The organism is Nitrospinota bacterium, assembly GCA_029881495.1.
Taxonomy (GTDB): domain Bacteria; phylum Nitrospinota_A; class UBA7883; order JACRGQ01; family JACRGQ01; genus JAOUMJ01.
Genome location: JAOUMJ010000032.1, coordinates 1 through 17,488 on the forward strand (window position 1 = coordinate 1; position 17,488 = coordinate 17,488).

Annotated in this window: 17 protein-coding genes; 12 read left to right on the forward strand and 5 right to left on the reverse strand. The window is 47.3% G+C overall.

The window, feature by feature from the left end:
- From gyrB to OEY64_11515, 3 genes are all read right to left on the reverse strand, one after another.
- The coding region (gyrB, locus tag OEY64_11505) for a DNA topoisomerase (ATP-hydrolyzing) subunit B (GenBank protein ID MDH5543577.1) at positions 1 to 2,233 on the reverse strand (2,233 nt) is incomplete at its 3' end.
- A gap of 222 nt (positions 2,234 to 2,455) precedes the next feature.
- Positions 2,456 to 3,811 (reverse strand): chromosomal replication initiator protein DnaA, encoded by a 1,356-nt coding sequence (gene dnaA, locus OEY64_11510; GenBank protein ID MDH5543578.1) that lies wholly within the window; start codon positions 3,809 to 3,811, stop codon positions 2,456 to 2,458.
- A complete protein-coding gene (locus OEY64_11515) occupies positions 3,789 to 4,247 on the reverse strand; it encodes an Rrf2 family transcriptional regulator (protein MDH5543579.1) in 459 nt (152 codons plus the stop codon). Before OEY64_11515 ends, dnaA begins: the two co-directional genes overlap by 23 nt.
- Before the next feature lie 262 nt (positions 4,248 to 4,509).
- On the opposite strand from OEY64_11515, the gene OEY64_11520 reads away from it, so the two are divergent.
- The 3 genes from OEY64_11520 to ispD all read left to right on the forward strand — a co-directional run bounded on the left by OEY64_11520 (position 4,510) and on the right by ispD (position 6,446).
- Entirely contained in the window at positions 4,510 to 4,890 is a 381-nt protein-coding gene (locus tag OEY64_11520; GenBank protein ID MDH5543580.1) for a hypothetical protein, read from the forward strand.
- A gap of 294 nt (positions 4,891 to 5,184) precedes the next feature.
- Positions 5,185 to 5,682: a CarD family transcriptional regulator gene (locus tag OEY64_11525; GenBank protein MDH5543581.1), complete on the forward strand. Its 498-nt coding sequence runs from the start codon at positions 5,185 to 5,187 to the stop codon at positions 5,680 to 5,682.
- An 86-nt stretch (positions 5,683 to 5,768) separates the two neighbouring features.
- Positions 5,769 to 6,446 carry a 2-C-methyl-D-erythritol 4-phosphate cytidylyltransferase gene (ispD, locus tag OEY64_11530; protein MDH5543582.1) on the forward strand — a complete coding sequence of 226 codons (678 nt, stop codon included), beginning with the start codon at positions 5,769 to 5,771 and terminating at the stop codon, positions 6,444 to 6,446.
- 12 nt (positions 6,447 to 6,458) lie between these two features.
- Here ispD and OEY64_11535 read toward each other — a convergent pair whose 3' ends face one another.
- Together OEY64_11535 and OEY64_11540 are read right to left on the reverse strand one after the other, a co-directional pair.
- Positions 6,459 to 6,638, reverse strand: a complete 180-nt coding sequence (locus tag OEY64_11535) for a hypothetical protein (GenBank protein MDH5543583.1) — start codon at positions 6,636 to 6,638, stop codon at positions 6,459 to 6,461.
- Between the two features lie 256 nt (positions 6,639 to 6,894).
- Complete coding sequence (locus OEY64_11540) at positions 6,895 to 7,746, reverse strand: flagellin (GenBank protein MDH5543584.1); 852 nt, start codon at positions 7,744 to 7,746, stop codon at positions 6,895 to 6,897.
- A 557-nt stretch (positions 7,747 to 8,303) separates the two neighbouring features.
- Between OEY64_11540 and OEY64_11545 the strand changes: the two genes are divergently transcribed.
- The 9 genes from OEY64_11545 (at position 8,304) to OEY64_11585 (ending at position 17,487) form a co-directional block, all read left to right on the forward strand.
- Positions 8,304 to 9,101 carry a hypothetical protein gene (locus OEY64_11545; GenBank protein ID MDH5543585.1) on the forward strand — a complete coding sequence of 266 codons (798 nt, stop codon included), beginning with the start codon at positions 8,304 to 8,306 and terminating at the stop codon, positions 9,099 to 9,101.
- Between the two features lie 27 nt (positions 9,102 to 9,128).
- Positions 9,129 to 9,959, forward strand: coding sequence for a hypothetical protein (locus OEY64_11550; GenBank protein ID MDH5543586.1), 831 nt, complete (start codon positions 9,129 to 9,131; stop codon positions 9,957 to 9,959).
- A 127-nt stretch (positions 9,960 to 10,086) separates the two neighbouring features.
- Positions 10,087 to 11,016, forward strand: a complete 930-nt coding sequence (locus OEY64_11555) for a hypothetical protein (GenBank protein ID MDH5543587.1) — start codon at positions 10,087 to 10,089, stop codon at positions 11,014 to 11,016.
- 9 nt (positions 11,017 to 11,025) lie between these two features.
- Positions 11,026 to 13,143: a type II secretion system secretin GspD gene (gene gspD, locus OEY64_11560; protein ID MDH5543588.1), complete on the forward strand. Its 2,118-nt coding sequence runs from the start codon at positions 11,026 to 11,028 to the stop codon at positions 13,141 to 13,143.
- Positions 13,144 to 13,162: 19 nt separating this feature from the next.
- Positions 13,163 to 14,740: a type II secretion system ATPase GspE gene (gene gspE, locus OEY64_11565; protein MDH5543589.1), complete on the forward strand. Its 1,578-nt coding sequence runs from the start codon at positions 13,163 to 13,165 to the stop codon at positions 14,738 to 14,740.
- On the forward strand, positions 14,740 to 15,954 hold the full coding sequence (locus OEY64_11570; GenBank protein ID MDH5543590.1) for a type II secretion system F family protein: 1,215 nt from the start codon (positions 14,740 to 14,742) through the stop codon (positions 15,952 to 15,954). Before gspE ends, OEY64_11570 begins: the two co-directional genes overlap by 1 nt.
- An 8-nt stretch (positions 15,955 to 15,962) precedes the next feature.
- On the forward strand, positions 15,963 to 16,451 hold the full coding sequence (gene gspG, locus OEY64_11575) for a type II secretion system major pseudopilin GspG (GenBank protein MDH5543591.1): 489 nt from the start codon (positions 15,963 to 15,965) through the stop codon (positions 16,449 to 16,451).
- Positions 16,448 to 17,095, forward strand: a complete 648-nt coding sequence (locus OEY64_11580) for a prepilin-type N-terminal cleavage/methylation domain-containing protein (GenBank protein ID MDH5543592.1) — start codon at positions 16,448 to 16,450, stop codon at positions 17,093 to 17,095. Before gspG ends, OEY64_11580 begins: the two co-directional genes overlap by 4 nt.
- A gap of 11 nt (positions 17,096 to 17,106) precedes the next feature.
- Complete coding sequence (locus OEY64_11585) at positions 17,107 to 17,487, forward strand: prepilin-type N-terminal cleavage/methylation domain-containing protein (protein MDH5543593.1); 381 nt, start codon at positions 17,107 to 17,109, stop codon at positions 17,485 to 17,487.
- The last annotated feature ends 1 nt before the right edge of the window (position 17,488 follow it).

Sequence of the window (17,488 nt, forward strand, 5' to 3'; positions counted from 1 at the left end):
TCGTATCCCAAAGCTGGGTGGGGTTCATTTCACCGAGACCTTTATACCTCTGCATGTTTGAACCTTCTTTCGCCGAGCTCATGACATATTCAATAAGTTCTCTTTTGCTTTTTAAAATTTTCTCGTCGCCGCCTGGTCCTTTAACCGTATAGGGACCCTGGTCCCATTTCGAAATAAGTTTTTTCAGCTCCATCCCTTTTGAGTATTCGGGAGCGGTAATAAGATCCCAGTTCACTATGCTGAACACGCCGGAAACCTTGTTGAACCACTCAATAGCATATCCGCCATGCTCAGTGTCTTTTACCACTTTTGATTTGTCGTCCCTGTTTTTAAGAGTATCGAAAACTTTTTTCACCTTCTCTTCCGACGTGAAGAACTCCCTCTCCTTTACGCCATGTTTTATAAGCGCGCTCAGTATCTCCTGTGGATTACCTTTTTTCACCATGATATCGAGTGTGTTGAAATATTCATTCATCATAGAGACGCACTCATTGAACTCCGCGTCGTCGAGCGTCTTATCGCCCATCCCTGTTTTCAAAGTCTTTCCTGTGGTGCCGAGCTTTATCAAATGCTGAATTAGCTCCTTATCGTCTTTGATGTATGTTTCCTGTTTTCCCTTGGCGACTTTGTAAAGCGGAGGTTGTGCTATGTAGAGATATCCCCGCTTGATGATCTCCTCCATCTGACGGTAGAAGAATGTCAGAAGCAGTGTCCTGATGTGCGAACCGTCTACATCCGCGTCTGTCATTAGGATTATCTTGTGGTACCTGACTTTTGAAATATCAAGTTCATCGGCACCGATTCCACCACCGATGGCTGTTATAAGCGTTCTTATTTCGTTCGATGAAAGAACCTTGTCAAATCTCGCCTTTTCGACATTCAGTATTTTTCCTCTTATAGGGAGTATCGCCTGGAATTTACGCTCCCTCCCCTGCTTGGCGGAACCGCCCGCTGAATCTCCCTCCACTATGTAGAGTTCGCATTTCGCAGGGTCTCTCTCCTGGCAATCGGCCAGCTTTCCAGGAAGCGATGAGAATTCCAAAACAGATTTTCTCCTTGTTAGTTCACGCGCTCTTTTCGCGGCGGCTCTAGCGTCGCTTGCCATGATCGCCTTGTAGATGATCATTTTCGCTATTGCTGGCCGCTCTTCAAGGAAACTGTCTAGCGTCTCTTTTGTTATCCCTTCCACTATCCCTTTTATATCTGAATTGCCCAGTTTTGATTTTGTCTGCCCCTCAAACTGCGGATCGACCATCTTTACACTTACAACCGCCGTAAGACCTTCCCTTACATCGTCTCCTGTTATCGTCTGGTCTTTTTTAAGCAGGTTATTTTTAATTGCGTACTGGTTTATTGACCTTGTGAGAGCTGACCTGAAACCCGCCAGGTGTGTTCCCCCTTCAGGGGTTCTTATGTTGTTTACAAAGGAGAATATGTCCTCCTTGTATCCATCGTTGTATAAGATCGAAACTTCTACCGTTGTTTTATCCTTTTTCTTGTTCAGGTAGACAGGTTCATCAAACAGCGTGGTCTTGTTCTTGTTTATATATTTTATGAACGACTGAATTCCCCCTTCGTAGAAGAAATCGTGCTGCTTGTCACTTCTTTCGTCCGATATTTTTATCCTCACTCCACTGTTGAGAAATGCCAGTTCCCTAAGTCTTTGAGAGAGATAATCGAAGTTGAAAATAGTTTCTTCGAAAATGGATTTATCCGGCAAAAATTTTACAAGCGTACCTGTGCTTTTAGCCTCTCCAATTTTTTTTAAAGGGGCCTGCGGTATCCCTTTTTTATATTCCTGTGTGTATACAAATCCGTTTCTTCTGATTTCTACTTCAAGTTTTTCCGAAAGAGCGTTTACCACCGAAACGCCGACCCCGTGAAGTCCTCCTGAAATCTTGTATCCTTCTCCTTCGAATTTTCCACCGGCATGAAGAACGGTCAATACAACCTCCGCAGAGGATACCCCTCTTTCCGGATGGATTTCTACCGGTATACCCCTTCCATCATCCCTTATGGATATGGATTCATCCGTGTGAATGATGATATCGATGTTCTGGCAATGTCCAGCCATTGCTTCATCTATCGAGTTGTCGACTACTTCGTAGACAAGATGATGCAGACCGACGTTTGATATGTCGCCTATATACATTGCAGGTCTTTTCCTTACAGCTTCTAGACCTTCAAGTATCTTTATCTGTTCGGCATCATACCTGTCGTTTACTTTATCCATTCTTCCTCTTTATTGTTTTTCTTTATATAGATATAGAAGAGTAGCAGTAATAAGACATGTTAATACTGTTGATATCTTTTTAAAAGATATATTTTCAAATGTTTACCTTAAAACAAATTGTTGGCAAAATTGCGGAATATGACCACATGCCAACAATGCACTAAAACAGGATAAAGATGAAAGAGATATTAAGGGGTTATCAACAGTTGAGAAAGAGGTTATTCACACCCCCATCATTTTTTTTATTGCGGATATATCATTGTAAATACGGGTATTAACCTCAATATCACTCTTGATTTTGTTGCAGGCGTGAATAACGGTGGAGTGATCTCTTCCACCGAATTTCTTCCCAATTTCCGGCAGTGATTCATCTGTAAATTCCCTGCAAAGGTACATAGCGATCTGTCTTGGAACAACAAGTTTTTTGGTGCGGCTCTTTGATTTCAATTCGGATATTCTAATCGAGAAATAGCCGCAGACGGCATTTTGGATTTGAACCGAATCGACATGTTTTTTGGCTTCGCTGTAAACACCATCCATGGTTTCTTTGGCGAGGTCCAGATTTACCGGCCTCCCCGAGAGGGATGAGTAGGCGACAATACGTGCAAGGCACCCTTCCAGCTCCCTTATGTTCGATTTTATCGTTTCAGCGAGGTAACTGGTCACGTCTAAGGGTATATTGTAGCCGTTAATTTCAGCTTTTTTCTGAAGGATGGCTATCTTTGTTTCAAGATCGGGCGCCTGAATATCGGATATCAATCCCCATTCGAACCGGGATTTAAGCCGTTCTTCAAGTTTTTTGATATCTTTTGGAAACTGGTCGGAGGAAACGACTATCTGTTTCCCTTCTTCAAAAAGTGTATTAAAGGTATGGAAAAACTCTTCCTGTGTTCTGTCCTTGCCGGCGATGAACTGAATATCATCTACCAGAAGAACATCTACGTTGCGAAACTTCCTCCTGAAGTCTTCCATTTGCCCTTTTTGAAGGGAGGAGATCATCCTGTTAACGAACTGTTCGGAGGAGAGATAAAGTACATTGTTGTCCGGTCTAATCTTCTGAATATGCTGTCCTATCGCATGCATAAGGTGAGTTTTCCCAAGACCGACGCCACCGTAAATGAAAAGCGGATTGTATTGGTTCCCCGGCTTGTTTGCGCACTGCAATGAGGAAGCGTGGGCGAATTCGTTGCATTTACCAACGACAAAGGTTTCAAAAGTATATTGCGATTTGAACTGTTGGGGAACAACAGGCGACTTTGAAACCTTTTTCGTCAATACCGGCTGAGGCGCGGTGATGCGTTTCGGTTTCATGTTCTCAACAATTATTTTGACCCTGTTTTTTCTGGAAGTCTTGGCGTCTAAAAACCATGTAATGGAATTCAGATAATTTTTTTCAAGCCAACTCGCTACAAAGCTGGATGGGACGAGCATTGAAAACTCTTCATCCTTGTAGTCGATTATCTTTACTGGTTCAATGTAGGAAAGGTAATTAGCCGGGCTTATTTTTTCTTTAAGCTCTTTCTTGCACTGTTCCCAGATGGAACCGAAATCGGAGTCAGATGTTATAGATAAACCCATGCTCTGCCCCCGATTTTAAATCGCCGATCTTATCGGCCTCGTTACATACCTCACTTAGTTTGATGGAATAAAGCGTTTTTTTAAGAGAATCGGTGATCTTGTACCAAAGAACCTGAGTGAGGCAGTTATGGGTTTTGGAGCATGATGCATTCGTGTCTACGCAGTCCGACAATATTGTGTTCTCGTCAACTGCCTCGAATATTTCCCCAATACTTATTTCTGAAGGACTTTTTGCGAGAAGGTATCCGCCGCCTGGCCCTCTAACAGATTTAACCAGCTTGGCTTTCCTCAATTTCAGGAACAGCTGTTCCAGGTAATTGAGCGAGATATCCTGCCGAAGCGAGATGTTTGAAAGCGGTACAGGAAAGTTGCTAGGTTGTGTTGAAAGATCAACCATAGCCTGAACCGCATAATGTCCCTTAGTTGATATTTTCATCCGCTGATTTTAACAACCATATTGAGGAATTCAATCTATTATTTCATTTCAAATAAAAAAAAATAAAACAAAAATTTCTTCAGACAGCTTTAACAAGTGAAATGCACCTCTACGTTCAATTCTAGGAAAAAAAAGGGAGCATGTGAACATGTATTTTAAATATATTTTCAGTTTGGATGTTGAAACGAAACCCATGATTCAAAATAAAAAAACGTACTGAAAGAAATAAAAATGTATCAATTTGAACCGGGTGCAATTTCAGATGACGGAAAAACCGGTTTATAATGATTCCATGAAAGAAAGGAATGGAGATTCTAGCGTATCAGCTTCGTCAATCGCCAAGGATCGCACCATCAGGGTAAAAAGTTTTGACGATATCAAAAGGTTAATAGAATCAACAGCGAAACCCGATGTTGTGCCTCACAAGGCTATCGAACTCGGAGGATGCGGTTTTGGGATGCCGGTAATAAGAAGTTTTTGGGCCCTCGATGAGATGAAATCGGGGGAGATTTTGAAAATGGATTCAAGTCACTTGTGCTCCTATCCAGATATTCATGCGTTCGTTCGCAACAACAAGAACGTAGAGCTTGTTGGCGAGACAGTTGAAGGGGGAACTATCAGCTATTATTTGAAAAAGTTATAAAGAGATCATCAAGACATTCCCCTCCCTCACCTAAATAGTAATTTTGGCAGTTGCGCTTTTGGCACGATTCTTAATTTTCAAAAAGCTAATTACTCCCAAAATTATGTCAAACGGGGAATAATAGTAACGATGTATGACATACAGTAATCCTTGTAGTAAATTCTATTCAATTGATATATATAGCTATACGGCAGAATAACCAAGTTTTCTATTCTATTATATATACATTCTCCAGGGTTTTTGCTATATTACACATGTTCTTATAACTTTCATTTCACAAGTAGGAGAATTATTTTGCTGGATCAAGTTGTATTGAAAAAAGGTTCCAAGGTTGTTTATCCGGCTCATGGAATTGGCGTCGTTGAAAAGGTTGAAAAACTTAAAGAAAATAACCGCACTACGCATTTTTACAGCATCAGGATTGACGAATCGGACATGACTATCCGTGTCCCGGCCAAATCAGCCGCTAAAATAGGGATTCGTTCGGTAATTACCGACAAGGAAGTTCCAAAGATCCTCAAGGTATTAAAGGTAAAGAGCAAGCCTGGGAGCAGTCAGAACTGGCACAAGAGGCAGAAAAGCTATCTCGACAGGATAAAATCGGGTTCTATCTACGATTTGGCGGAAATTCTACGGGAGCTTACCCAGATAATGGGTAGGAAGGAACTCTCTTTCGGCGAGCAGAGGCTGTATGACAACGTTCGCCTCCTTCTGATAATGGAGATTGCTGAGGCAAAAGGGATCGTAAAGCAGAAGGCAAGTGTTCTGCTTGATAAGGCTTTCGTCTCCTGATTTCCGGTCCAGGTGCTATCTGCTCCGTTTTTATTGTGATGTGAAAACGGTTCCTATTTCATCCTCTTTACTCTAAGCTGTTTGCGATGAAGGTCGTAGCGATAATACCGGCCGCCGGTACAGGGAGCCGGATAAAAAGTACCGGAGTTCCCAAACAGTTTTTCGAGATAAATGGCAAGCCGCTCCTTGATTGGACGCTTGAGGCGGTCTCGGCTTCAGATATCATTGAAGGGATCTATCTTGTAGTTTCACCGAACGACATCGAAACGGTTAGTGCCCGATATTCAAAAACGATGTTCCGAAAAATTTGCGGTGTAGTTGCAGGGGGCGAGACGAGGGCTGAATCGGTCTCACTCGGCGTATCGGCGGCAAAGTGCGAATTCGTTCTCATTCATGACGCCGCCAGACCGTTTGTGACCCCAGATATTATTTCCAATACCGTTAATTCCGCTTTCATTCATGGAGCGTCCACGGCCGCACTGCCAGTTTCCGATACGCTGAAAGGCAAGGATGGGGAATTTATCGGGCGGCCGATTGACAGGGAGAGTACTCTAGCGATACAGACACCCCAGGTATTCAAACGTGAAATTCTCATTGAAGCCTATGAGACGCTGGATATAAAAGGCAATTCCTGGACCGACGAGACATCGCTCGTGGCGGAACTCGGCAAGCCGGTCGCGTGGGTAATGGGGAGCAGGTTCAATGTAAAGGTCACCACGGAAGAGGATCTTGAGATGGCGGTGAAACTGCTCGGATCTGTCTGAATTCCGAATATTTTATAGTACCCCCTTTTTTTCAAGGTAGCGGTGCAGGTAACGCGCGGTCGAAAGGAGAGTGCCTTCGCCATTTGCCCACAATCGGTACTGAAGCGCGAGAACTTCGCCAATTACCTTGTCCGAGCCGTAGTAGTGCCCCAATTCGTTGAAAATCATATAGCCAGGTTTTTTCGTATTCACTTTTAATAGCCTCCAACAGTTTTAAAGTGTCTTGTTTTATTCCTATCGGCGCGGCACTGTTGCGGCTGAATATGAAATTAGCGCTCCGTCACACAGCTGGAGAGAGATTTGAAAAAAGTGAAAAAAGGGGTTTTGAAAAAATCGGGAAATTTCGATAAGAGATATCAGAGGCTGATCTTTATTCCGGTAATTGGCGTTCCGGAAATTCGAAGGAGCCCCCGGTCACAGGGGCCCCTTCTAGCACTACGAGTAACTGTTAACCTAACAGTTGAAGGACCGTTTGGGGTACCAGGTTTGCCTGGGCAAGAATCGCGGTAGAGGCTTGCACAAGTATCTGGTTCCTCGTGAACTCGGAAATTTCTGCGGCGTAGTCCGCATCCCTTATCTGGGATTCGGCTGCGCTCAGATTTTCCCTTGTGATTGCAAGGCTTGAAAGCGTATGAACAAGCCTGTTCTGAACGGCACCGAGTCGGCCTCGACCGTCGTTCAGTGTCTGCAACGCACTGCTTATGTTATCCAGAGCAGAAAGCGCACCGGAAACTGTTGATGCAGTCAATGTATCTATACCAAGAGCTGTGGAGGTCATCGCTGTCAGATCGATCTCATTATTCAGATTGAACCTGTTGTTAATATCCGAGGTGATACCAATCTGGATAACAATCGAGTTGCCTGGCGCACTGCTAAGCGTACCATCCAAAAGTTTCGTGCCGTTGAATTCTGTAACCGCTGATATACGGTCAATCTCCCGGCGGAGCGATGTAAATTCTCGCTCAATTGAAACCCTTGCCGCAGAACCAACTGTTCCTGTGGCTGACTGAGACGCAAGCTCACGCATCCTTATAAGGATTGCGCCCTGCTCGGACATCGCGCCTTCTGCAGTGTTGATCATTCCGATACCGTCATTGCCGTTCCTTACGGCCTGTCCAAGCGAACGTATATCGCCTCTTAAACCTTCGGAAATTGCAAGACCGGCGGCATCGTCTGCTGAGCGGTTTATTCTTAAACCTGACGAAAGTCTTTCCAGAGAGGTTGAAAGGCCCTGGTGGTTGTTCCCCAAGTGCCTCTGCGCGCTCGATGAAAAGAGGTTGTTATAAATTCTTAAAGCCATTTTATTCCTCCTTGAATAAATAGCGTCCATGCATTGCCATCAAATCCCATTTGGGCGCACCACCCCCTTGAAGAGGCTGAACCGGTAATGGCGTTTCGGTTCAATGGCGTCTTAAATAACTGTCAATTCTTCCTAATCCGTCCTTCACTCCTTTCCGTTTTCAGAAGATCTGCTCTCCCGCCCAGCCGGTTACAGATACTCGCCAAAGTTTGCGTCAACTCTCTCTGGACGCACCTATCCTGTGGTGTGCCCATAAGGGGTTTCGCGTTCTCTGGATTTTTGAGTCTGTGCCGTCCTTTCGGGACTTTACCTTCTCGTAGATTTTATTTTATCTATTCAAAAATCCTTCCTTTTACCCGTATATGTCTTATCGAACGGAACCTTGTGGACATGAGGGCAAAAAGCTGAATATTTGAAAATTTTACGAAATCCCCGCCAAAAACAGGATTCCAGACATATTTCATAAACGATATTAATAAATGAATGTATAGGCGCTCCTCCGCGCTCAAATATTTTTGATTTTGTTTTCACGTTGAAAAATGGTAAAAATAAAAGCTATGAATATAAAATTTTTTAAATCAGCTGTTCTCTCAACGATTCTTTCTCTTGGTCTCTCAACTACCAATTCCCACGCGGCAATAACCGATACCAATCTTCTCAATAGCATCGATACGACCGTGCTTACCGATGGCTATGACGGTTTGGTAAAGGATGCGGGGTTTGGTCTTCATTTCAACCCGGGCAATTCCGGCGCCCCTCTCGCAGGCGGCCTTCTCCCGATCGGTTTCAAGGTTACGGGCGAACTCGGTTTCCAGAGCCTCAGCTCGAACGCCCAGTCGGTTGTCAAGGCGGCTGGCGGAAGCGACTTGAGCATGGTCCCTTTTCCGAAGGTGAAGATACAGGTAGGTATCCCCTTTGGTGTAGATCTCGGGTACCAGATGGTTTCCCTCGGTGATTCGATCAAGAGCACCGGCTTTGAGGCACGTTTTGATGTTAGCAGTTTCATTCCGCTTCCGATACTCGACATAGCGGCGCGCTACCACACATCCAGCGGAAACCTTACGGATGACCTGACCGTAAAAAGTACAGGTTTTGACGTAACATTGGGCGCGAATCTCCCGATTATCAAACCATATCTGAATCTCGGCACCATGACGATAACCGGCACACCTTCTGCCGCCTTTATCGCCCAGTATCCGCTTCTCCCGGACGTTATAAAGGAGAAGGAGTTCAGCGGATCAGTCAGGACGATCGGCGTGAAACTTACGCCGCTTCCCCTCTTCTGCATATTTGCTGAACAGTCGGTCTACGAGGAATCTTCAATGATCTCCGTAGGCTTTGGTATAGATTTCTAATTGTTGTCAATTCGAAGAAGTCCCTTGTTGATTTTAAAAAATAAAATAAGCAAGGGACTTCTTTCATCTTCCTCCGCCTTTGCCAAAAGAACGGTATTTTCACTTCTCTCCTTTAGTCTTCTCGTTTTAAATCCGGGAGCCGCATCGGCGGGATTGGTAGATACCGATCTGGTCTCCCTGAAACACGACCACATGGCGGCGGGCTATGTCGCGTTTGTGAAGGACATCGGCTTTGGAATGTATTTCAATCCCGGCAATTCCGGTTCCCAGTTGGCAGGGAGGCATTTGCCTGTTGGAATGAAACTGACCGGCGAATTAGGGATTTTGTCCCCCTCTTCCAAAGGGGACGACCTGCTGAACAGGGCGGGAGGGGGGAACCTCTCTTCAACGTTATATCCTAAGATCAAGCTCCAGGTTGGGCTTCCAGGTGGGGTCGATTTTGGCGTGAATTACGTTACAGTAAGCGACTTCATCAGCAGCTCCGGCGTGGAAGCCAGGTACAACATCGACCAGTTCCTATATCCCAAATGGCTCGACCTTACTGTAAGGGCACACTATTCGATAGGGACAGTCACTAGCGAGTTGAATATATACTCGTCCGGAATAGATGTTTCGGCGGGGTTGGATACAAGGTTCCTGAAACCATATGTAAATATCGGCGGACTCTTCATAATGGGTTCACCCGCCAAGTCGATTCGTGACATAAATCCAGACGTCGTAAAAAGGGAGAACTACGCGATGGTTGTCGGCGCGGTGGGGACCAAAATAGCCATTCGAAGGTCGTTTTGCGCTTTTGGGGAGTTCGGTATGGCGGGGGACGCATACCTCACCACCCTCGGATTCGGCCTCGATTTCTAGCCGATCAGCCGATTTAGAACGCAAAATAGCCTCATCTCACCTTAACTTTATCCGGTTTTTAATTTATTTTGTTAAATCACATGATTACCTGCCAATTCCGGGGAAGCTGTCCGTCTAATATTTAGTGATGAGTTACGCATTTGATAAGGTTATCGAGAAATATCTGGCCGATGGCAAGGCCATATTATTGATAAATGTATGTATAGTCCTCCTCCTTTCGTGGGCGACGTCACTCTGGATAAATTCGTTTATTTCAGGTATGTTTTTCCATCTTCCACAATACGATCCAAAGAGCGTGAAGCCAGTAAGTTCCGGCGGTTCGGCGATGCTCGATTATTCGGTCATTGCGAAAAAAAATATTTTCAATCCTGGAAGCGAACCGCCACCTAGAGGTACTGCACTAAAAGCGACAGAGGAAGATTTAAGCGGCGCGGTCCCATCTACCCTGAATCTGGAACTTCTCGGAACGATAATCACAAGTATCCCGCAGGATAATATGGCGGTTATCGCCGCAGCGGCCGGAAAGGAACAGAAACTCTATAAAATTGCCGATATAGTCGCGCCAGACGCGAAGATAATCCGTATCGACCGTTTTGCCGTCTATATCGAAAAAGGGGGTAGGGTTGAAGCGCTGACTCTTAACATGAAGGAAGGTTTCCCAACCCAGAGGAAAGCGGCCGCTGATAACGGCTCAGGTCGCCCATCAGGAGTGGACGGCCTTAAGGGTGTCGGCGCGAATCAATGGGTTATGGGGAGGGAATTCCTCAAGGACCAGCTTAACAATATGAGCGCCCTCATGACCCAGGTAAGAGCCGTTCCGAATATGACCAGTGACGGCAAGATAGACGGTTTCAAACTATTCCAGATCCAGAAAGGGAGTCTTTACGAAAAGATAGGGCTTCAAAATCAGGATGTTCTCAAGCGTATCAACGGACAGGTGCTTGATTCGCCCGAAAAGGGGCTCGAACTTTTCAACGCCTTGAAAAGCGAAACAAGTTTCAAGCTCGACATTGAAAGAAACAACAGTATCAAATCTATGACGATAGACGTCCAGTAGGGGAGAGTAATGAAAAGATTATTATCAGTTTTGGTTTTTGTGGTGATGTTCTCCGGGGAATCGCGTGCCGCTACGGAAGACAAGGTTTCGATGGATTTTGTGAACGTCGATATCGCCGTTGTCGTCAAATATATTTCCGAACTGACTGGAAGGAATTTTATCATTGACGAGAAGGTAAGCGGGAAGGTGACCATTATTTCCCCGAAGATGGTTACGAAAAAGGAAGCCTACAGGGTGTTTGAATCGATCCTCGAAGTTTACGGCTTTCTGGCAATTGAAGTCGGCAGCGTGACCAAGATAATTCCGATCATGGAAGGGAGAACATCGGTTACGGAAGTTACGATTGGATCCAAATCGACCGACGATTTCAGGGATCATCTTGTTACCCAGCTTATTCCGCTCAACTATGTTTCGGCTGAAAAACTTCTATCGGTTATCCGACCGCTGGTTTCCCCTTCCAGTTACATTTCAGCCTACACCCCTACTAATACCCTGATACTTGTCGATACCGCGTCCAGCCGTGAAAGGCTCATAAAGATAGTTGAACAGCTGGATGTTGAAGGGTTTGAAAGCTCTATAGTTGTTCATAAGCTCAGGTACGCCTCGGCAAAGGACCTCGACGCGAAGATAAACAAGATCCTTCTTGCTGATAAGTCGAAAAACAAGACTACGGAAGTACAGCTCGATGTCATTTCCGATGACAGGCTGAACGCTTTGATTGTAATTGGGAACGAGATATTCCACAGTCAGGTGAACAACATCATTAAACATCTCGATGTCCCCGCGCCGATAGGGAGGCAGGAGATAAACGTTGCTTACCTGAAAAACGCCCATGCTGAGGATCTGGCAAAGGTATTGACCCATATCGCGAAAGCGGATGAGGCAACAAAAAAGAAAAAAGGGGCCCCGGCTACTTCCGATGTCCCTGTAAACATCACCGCAGATCCCGCCACAAACTCCCTTGTCATTACCGCTTCTCCGGAAGAGTTCGACGTTTTCAAAAATGTGATAGAGAAACTCGACATCCGCAGAAGGCAGGTATTCGTCGAGGCATTGATATTCGAAATTCGCTCGGACGATACGAACAAATTCGGCGTCGAATGGAGAAGTACCAGCAAGATCGCCGAAGGACAGGTAACGGGGATAGGCGGTACGAACTTCCCGCCTGGGGGCATTAACGACATTGCGGCGAATCCTCTCGCGGCTGGCGCGGGACTTGTACTAGGCGTGGTCGACGGCACAATGACGTTCAACACCCCTGCCGGAACGCAAACATTTACAAATATCGGTGGATTGATACAGGCGTTGAAATCGGAAAGCGGAGTGAATATCCTCTCCACGCCGAATCTCCTCACCACGGACAACGTTGAGGCCGAGATATTTGTTGGGGAGAATGTGCCTTTCAAAAAATCGTCCGCGCAGACCACCGCCGGACTGCCGACCGTCACGGTTGAAAGGAAGGACGTAGGAATACTCCTGAAGATCAAGCCGCAGATAAACGAAGCGGATTACGTGAAGCTTGATATTGTTCAGGAAATTTCAAGTATCTCCCCGGTCCAGCTTGAGAAAGCGGAGGATATCATAACCTTCAAGCGAAACGCCCAGACCACCGTAACAGTAAAGGATGGGCAGAACATAGTTATCGGAGGCCTTATAAGGAACGATATGACCGAAACATCAAACGCCGTGCCGTACCTCGGGGCCATTCCGCTGCTCGGCTGGCTTTTTAAAAGCAAGTCCGTTCAGAAGATCGAAACAAACCTCCTCATCTTTATCACTCCGCACATAATCAATTCCAACGAGGATCTGGAAGTGATAACAAATGAGAAAAATAACCTGATGCAGAAGCTCGACGACCCGACTGGAAAAAAAGCGAAGAAGAGGGCCAAAGAGAAGGCGAAAGAGGACAAGGAGTCTAAAAAAGAGGCCGAGCAAAAGGCAAAGGAGCAGGCCGAAGCTGAAGAGAGGGCGAGAAAAGAGGCTGAGAGAAACGCCAAAAAGCACGCGATGGAAAATCCTGAAAGCAAGCCTCTCCCGGAGGATGGATCGGGGATTACAAAATTCTCCGAACCGGCAAACCCGGATGAGATGGATATTAAAAATCCTGAAGGAGAAACAAAACCTTAAGCAGGGGTTTGTGATAAGCATGACCGATTTAAAACAGTTAAGCGAGCAGTTAAGCCTCGTGTACCTTGATTCTCTTCCAAGCCCGGATGAGGCTGGCGACCTGGTAAAGAATCTCCCGATAGGATTTGCGCGCCAGAGCCAGATGGCTCCGGTGAAAATCGAAGGGGATAGGCTTGTTGTCATCACGTCGAATCCGCTCGACCACCATGCCGTAAGCGACCTCCGCCGCATATTTAAAATGCCGGTCTCCCTGCGGGTAGCATCCCCGATACTTGTTACAGAATTCATCAACCGCGCCTACGAAATATCCTCTGGAGATTCCAGCGCCCTGCTGGACGAGGTAGAGGAGCCGACCCTTGAATCGATCGCGCAGGAGCTTGAAACCTCCATAGACCTGCTCGATACCGACGACGAGGCGCCGATAGTAAAACTCCTCAACTCCCTTCTCCAGCAGGCCATCAAGGAGAAGGCGAGCGACGTCCACATTGAAAGCTATTCGGATCAGCTCGTAGTAAGGATGAGAATGGACGGAATACTCTACACGGTTTTAAAGCCGCCGAAGAGGCTCGCCCTGCAGATAGCGTCCCGCGTGAAGATCATGGCGGGTCTTGATATCGCCGAAAAGAGGCTTCCGCAGGACGGGCGTATATCGCTCAAGGCCGCCGGCCGCGAGATCGACGTCCGCGTTTCCACCATACCGACTACTTTCGGCGAAAGGGTGGTCATGCGTCTTCTCGATAAAAGCAGGAACCTTCTGAAGCTCGGCCAGATAGGGATGAATGAAACCCAGCAGGCGCAGATGGCGAAGGTGAAAAATCTTTCAAACGGCATCGTGCTAATTACAGGCCCTACCGGAAGCGGAAAGACTACGACCCTTTACAGCGTGCTGGCGGAGATAGATACGGAGCATAAGAACGTGATCACGGTCGAGGACCCCGTTGAATATCAGATAAGGGGTATCGGGCAGATGCAGGTGAACTCGAACATTGGACTGACGTTTGCGGACGGATTACGGGCGATACTGAGGCAGGATCCGGATGTAATAATGGTCGGAGAGATACGCGACCATGAGACCGCATCCATCGCCGTGCAATCGTCGCTCACCGGACACCTCGTATTCTCCACGCTTCACACAAACGATTCAGGTAGCGCTATCACGAGGCTTATCGATATAGGAATAGAGCCTTTCCTCATCTCATCATCGCTGGAGGCGGTCATGGCTCAGCGCCTTGTGCGTGTACTCTGCCCGGAGTGCAAGACAGCTACCACGCTAACAAAAGAAGAGGTAAGATCCCTCGGCCTCCCCCCTACGAGCAGGTATGTGGGTGTAAAGGTGTACAAACCCACCGGGTGCCCGCACTGCATGAATTCTGGATACAAAGGGAGAACCGGGATATACGAATTCCTGGAGATAACCGATTCCCTGCGACCTCTCATCATAAAGGGTGCCGATTCAAACCAGATAATGGCAAAGGCAATCACGGACGGAATGAAAACATTGCGGGGGGACGGTCTGGAAAAGATGCAGGCCGGCATAACGTCGCTTGATGAAGTGCTGAGGGTAACGGATGAGACCTCCACTGAGGAGCTGATCTAGTGCTTTTCAAATACCACGGCGTCGACAGCAAGGGGAAGGAGAAGAAGGGGAGCGTAGATGCTTCGGGAGCGAAGGAGGCCCGCGTCCGCCTGAGAGCCGAAGGTATATACGTAACGTCGATAAAGGAAGAGAGGGTCGCTTCCGGCAGGGGCGAAGGGGATTTTCCACTCTTTCAAAAGAGCGTTCCGCCAAAGGAGATGGCTTCGTTTCTCCGCCAGCTCGCGTCGCTTCTCTCCGCCGGGATACCGCTGATGGAGACGCTCGACGCGACACAGAAACAGTCCGGCTCTGAATTTTTAAAAAAGGTGATCAACGAACTGAAGGATGGCGTGCGCCAGGGCGCACCGCTCGCTTCGTCGATGGAAAAACATTCCACTATCTTCGATAAGCTCACCGTTGCGACAGTTCGCGCGGGTGAAGCGGGAGGAAATCTCGCACACGTCCTCACGAAGATAGCCGATTACAAGGAGACAAATCTGAGACGCGAGAACTCCCTTAAAAGCGCCACGGTCTACCCGGTCACGATGGCGGTAATAGGATCGGGAGTTATCATCTTTCTTGTCGCATACATCGTCCCGAAAATTTCCGTCATCTTCGAGGACATGGAGGCGGCTCTTCCGCTCTCTACTCAAATATTGATGGTGATAACGAACATCGTGCTCAATTACGGCTACGGCCTGATGATCTTCCTATGCGTCGCCCTGCTGGGGGTTGCGCGATACGTGAAGACGAAGGAAGGTAAAAGGGTATTGGACAAATTTCTCATAAACGCGTGGATACTGGGACCGGTTGTGCGCGCTTCCATCCTAGCCAGGTGGAGCCATACCACTTCCGTGCTTCTCACTTCCGGCGTGCCGCTCCTCCAAACGCTCATGCTTTCCAAGGAGGTTACGGATAACACAATATACGCCGAAGCGCTTGAAAAGGCTTCGGACATAATCAGGGAGGGGGGGGCTATAGCTCCGTCGCTCGAAAGGTCGAAGCTCTTCCCCCCGGTCGCTCTGCAGATGATAGCGGCTGGTGAAAAGAGCGGACAGTCGGCCACACTTCTTGAGCAGGTGGCCAGGGATCAGGGTGAGGAGCTTGAAAACCGCATAGCGATCCTGATGTCGCTTGTACAGCCGATATTAATTTCCGTGCTTGGGCTTGCGGTTGGGTTTATTGTAATGGCAATACTGCTACCGATATTTGAAATCAGTCAACTCATAGGATAGGAGGCGTTATGAAAATTTTATCATGTATTGGAGAAAGGCTCGGCGCGTGGGCCAAAAGCATCAGGAGAGATGCGGGAAACGAGAAGGGTTTTACGCTTATTGAAATAATGGTTGTTGTGATCATCCTCTCACTTCTTGCGGGGATAGTTATCCCGAGAATAGTGAGCAGGCCGGAAGAGGCGCGCCGCGCCAAGGCGGGGGTTCAGATAAAGAGCATCGAAGGTGCGCTGAATCTGTTCAAGATCGACAACGGTTTCTATCCCTCCACCGAGCAGGGGTTGCAGGCGCTTGTGGAAGAGCCGAAGTCGGGCGAACTACCGTCAAACTACAAGGATGGCGGCTACCTTAAGAAGGTTCCGATGGATCCCTGGAACCATGAGTATGTATACCTCTCCCCCGGGCCGCACGGCGATTTTGATCTGATGTCATACGGACCCGACGGCGAAGAGGGTGGCGAAGGGAAGAACGCCGACATAAACAACTGGGAGCTGGAGTGATCAATTTCAGAAAAAGCGGAGCGCCGTTTCACCCCCAGGGTGGAAAGATGTCCTCCGCACTCTCCGCGGAGGGGGGATTTACGATGATAGAGATAATTGTCGTGGTTCTCATCATCAGCATATTCGCCTCGTTCGCGATGCCGAACCTCGGAAACATAGGGGAGTTCAATTTAAAGAACAACGCGCTGAAACTTTCACGCACGATAACCTATCTCTATACGAAGGCAGCGTCGGCACGCAAGACAGTGCGCCTCGATTTCGATCTTAAAAAGGGGAAATACGAAGCAGCCATCCTTAATCTCCAGGGTCAGTTCGAGCCTGTAGAATTCCCGCTTTTCAAAAAGGGTAATTTTTCAAGCGGAATCGCCGTGAGAAAATTCACCACCCTCTTTAACGGAGAGCCGGCTGGACAGGCGGGATACCTTCATTTCATGCCGGAAGGTTTTGCCGAGAAGGCGGTCATAGTTCTCGGCGATAAAAAGGGGAGGCTCATATCGCTTGTCGTCGACCCTATTTCCGGAAAGGTAAAGATCGAAAAGGGGCAGGTTCCTTTTGAGTATATGGAAGTTGAAGCGCTAAACAGTCTGCCGGTCACCGGCTCTATAAAAGTTTATATTTCAGAAGCGCCTCTTGTGGCGGTTTGACGGAGCAAAAGATGATCGACGCTGAAACATTAAAGGATAACTTTCTGGAACAGGAGGAGGGTTTTACCCTCATAGAGATCGTCATCAGCGTGGCGATCATTTCGATAGCGCTGGTCACGCTCCTTACGATCCTTAACAGGACTATCGTGGCCTCAGGCGACAGTAGCATTCTCACAAGAGGGGTGATGCTGGCGGAAGAGAAACTCACAGTTGCCGAAGTCGAAGGCGAGCTTGCCGCCGGAGTTTCGGAATGGGAAACGGATAAACGCTATCCCCGGTTCAGGTACCGGAAGACTGTCGAGCCGACTCCGCTGGAAGGTGTTGTGCAGGTGAAGATGGAAGTCATGTACGACAAAAAAGCCGTTGTATCGATGGAAAATTTCGCAAGGTAGA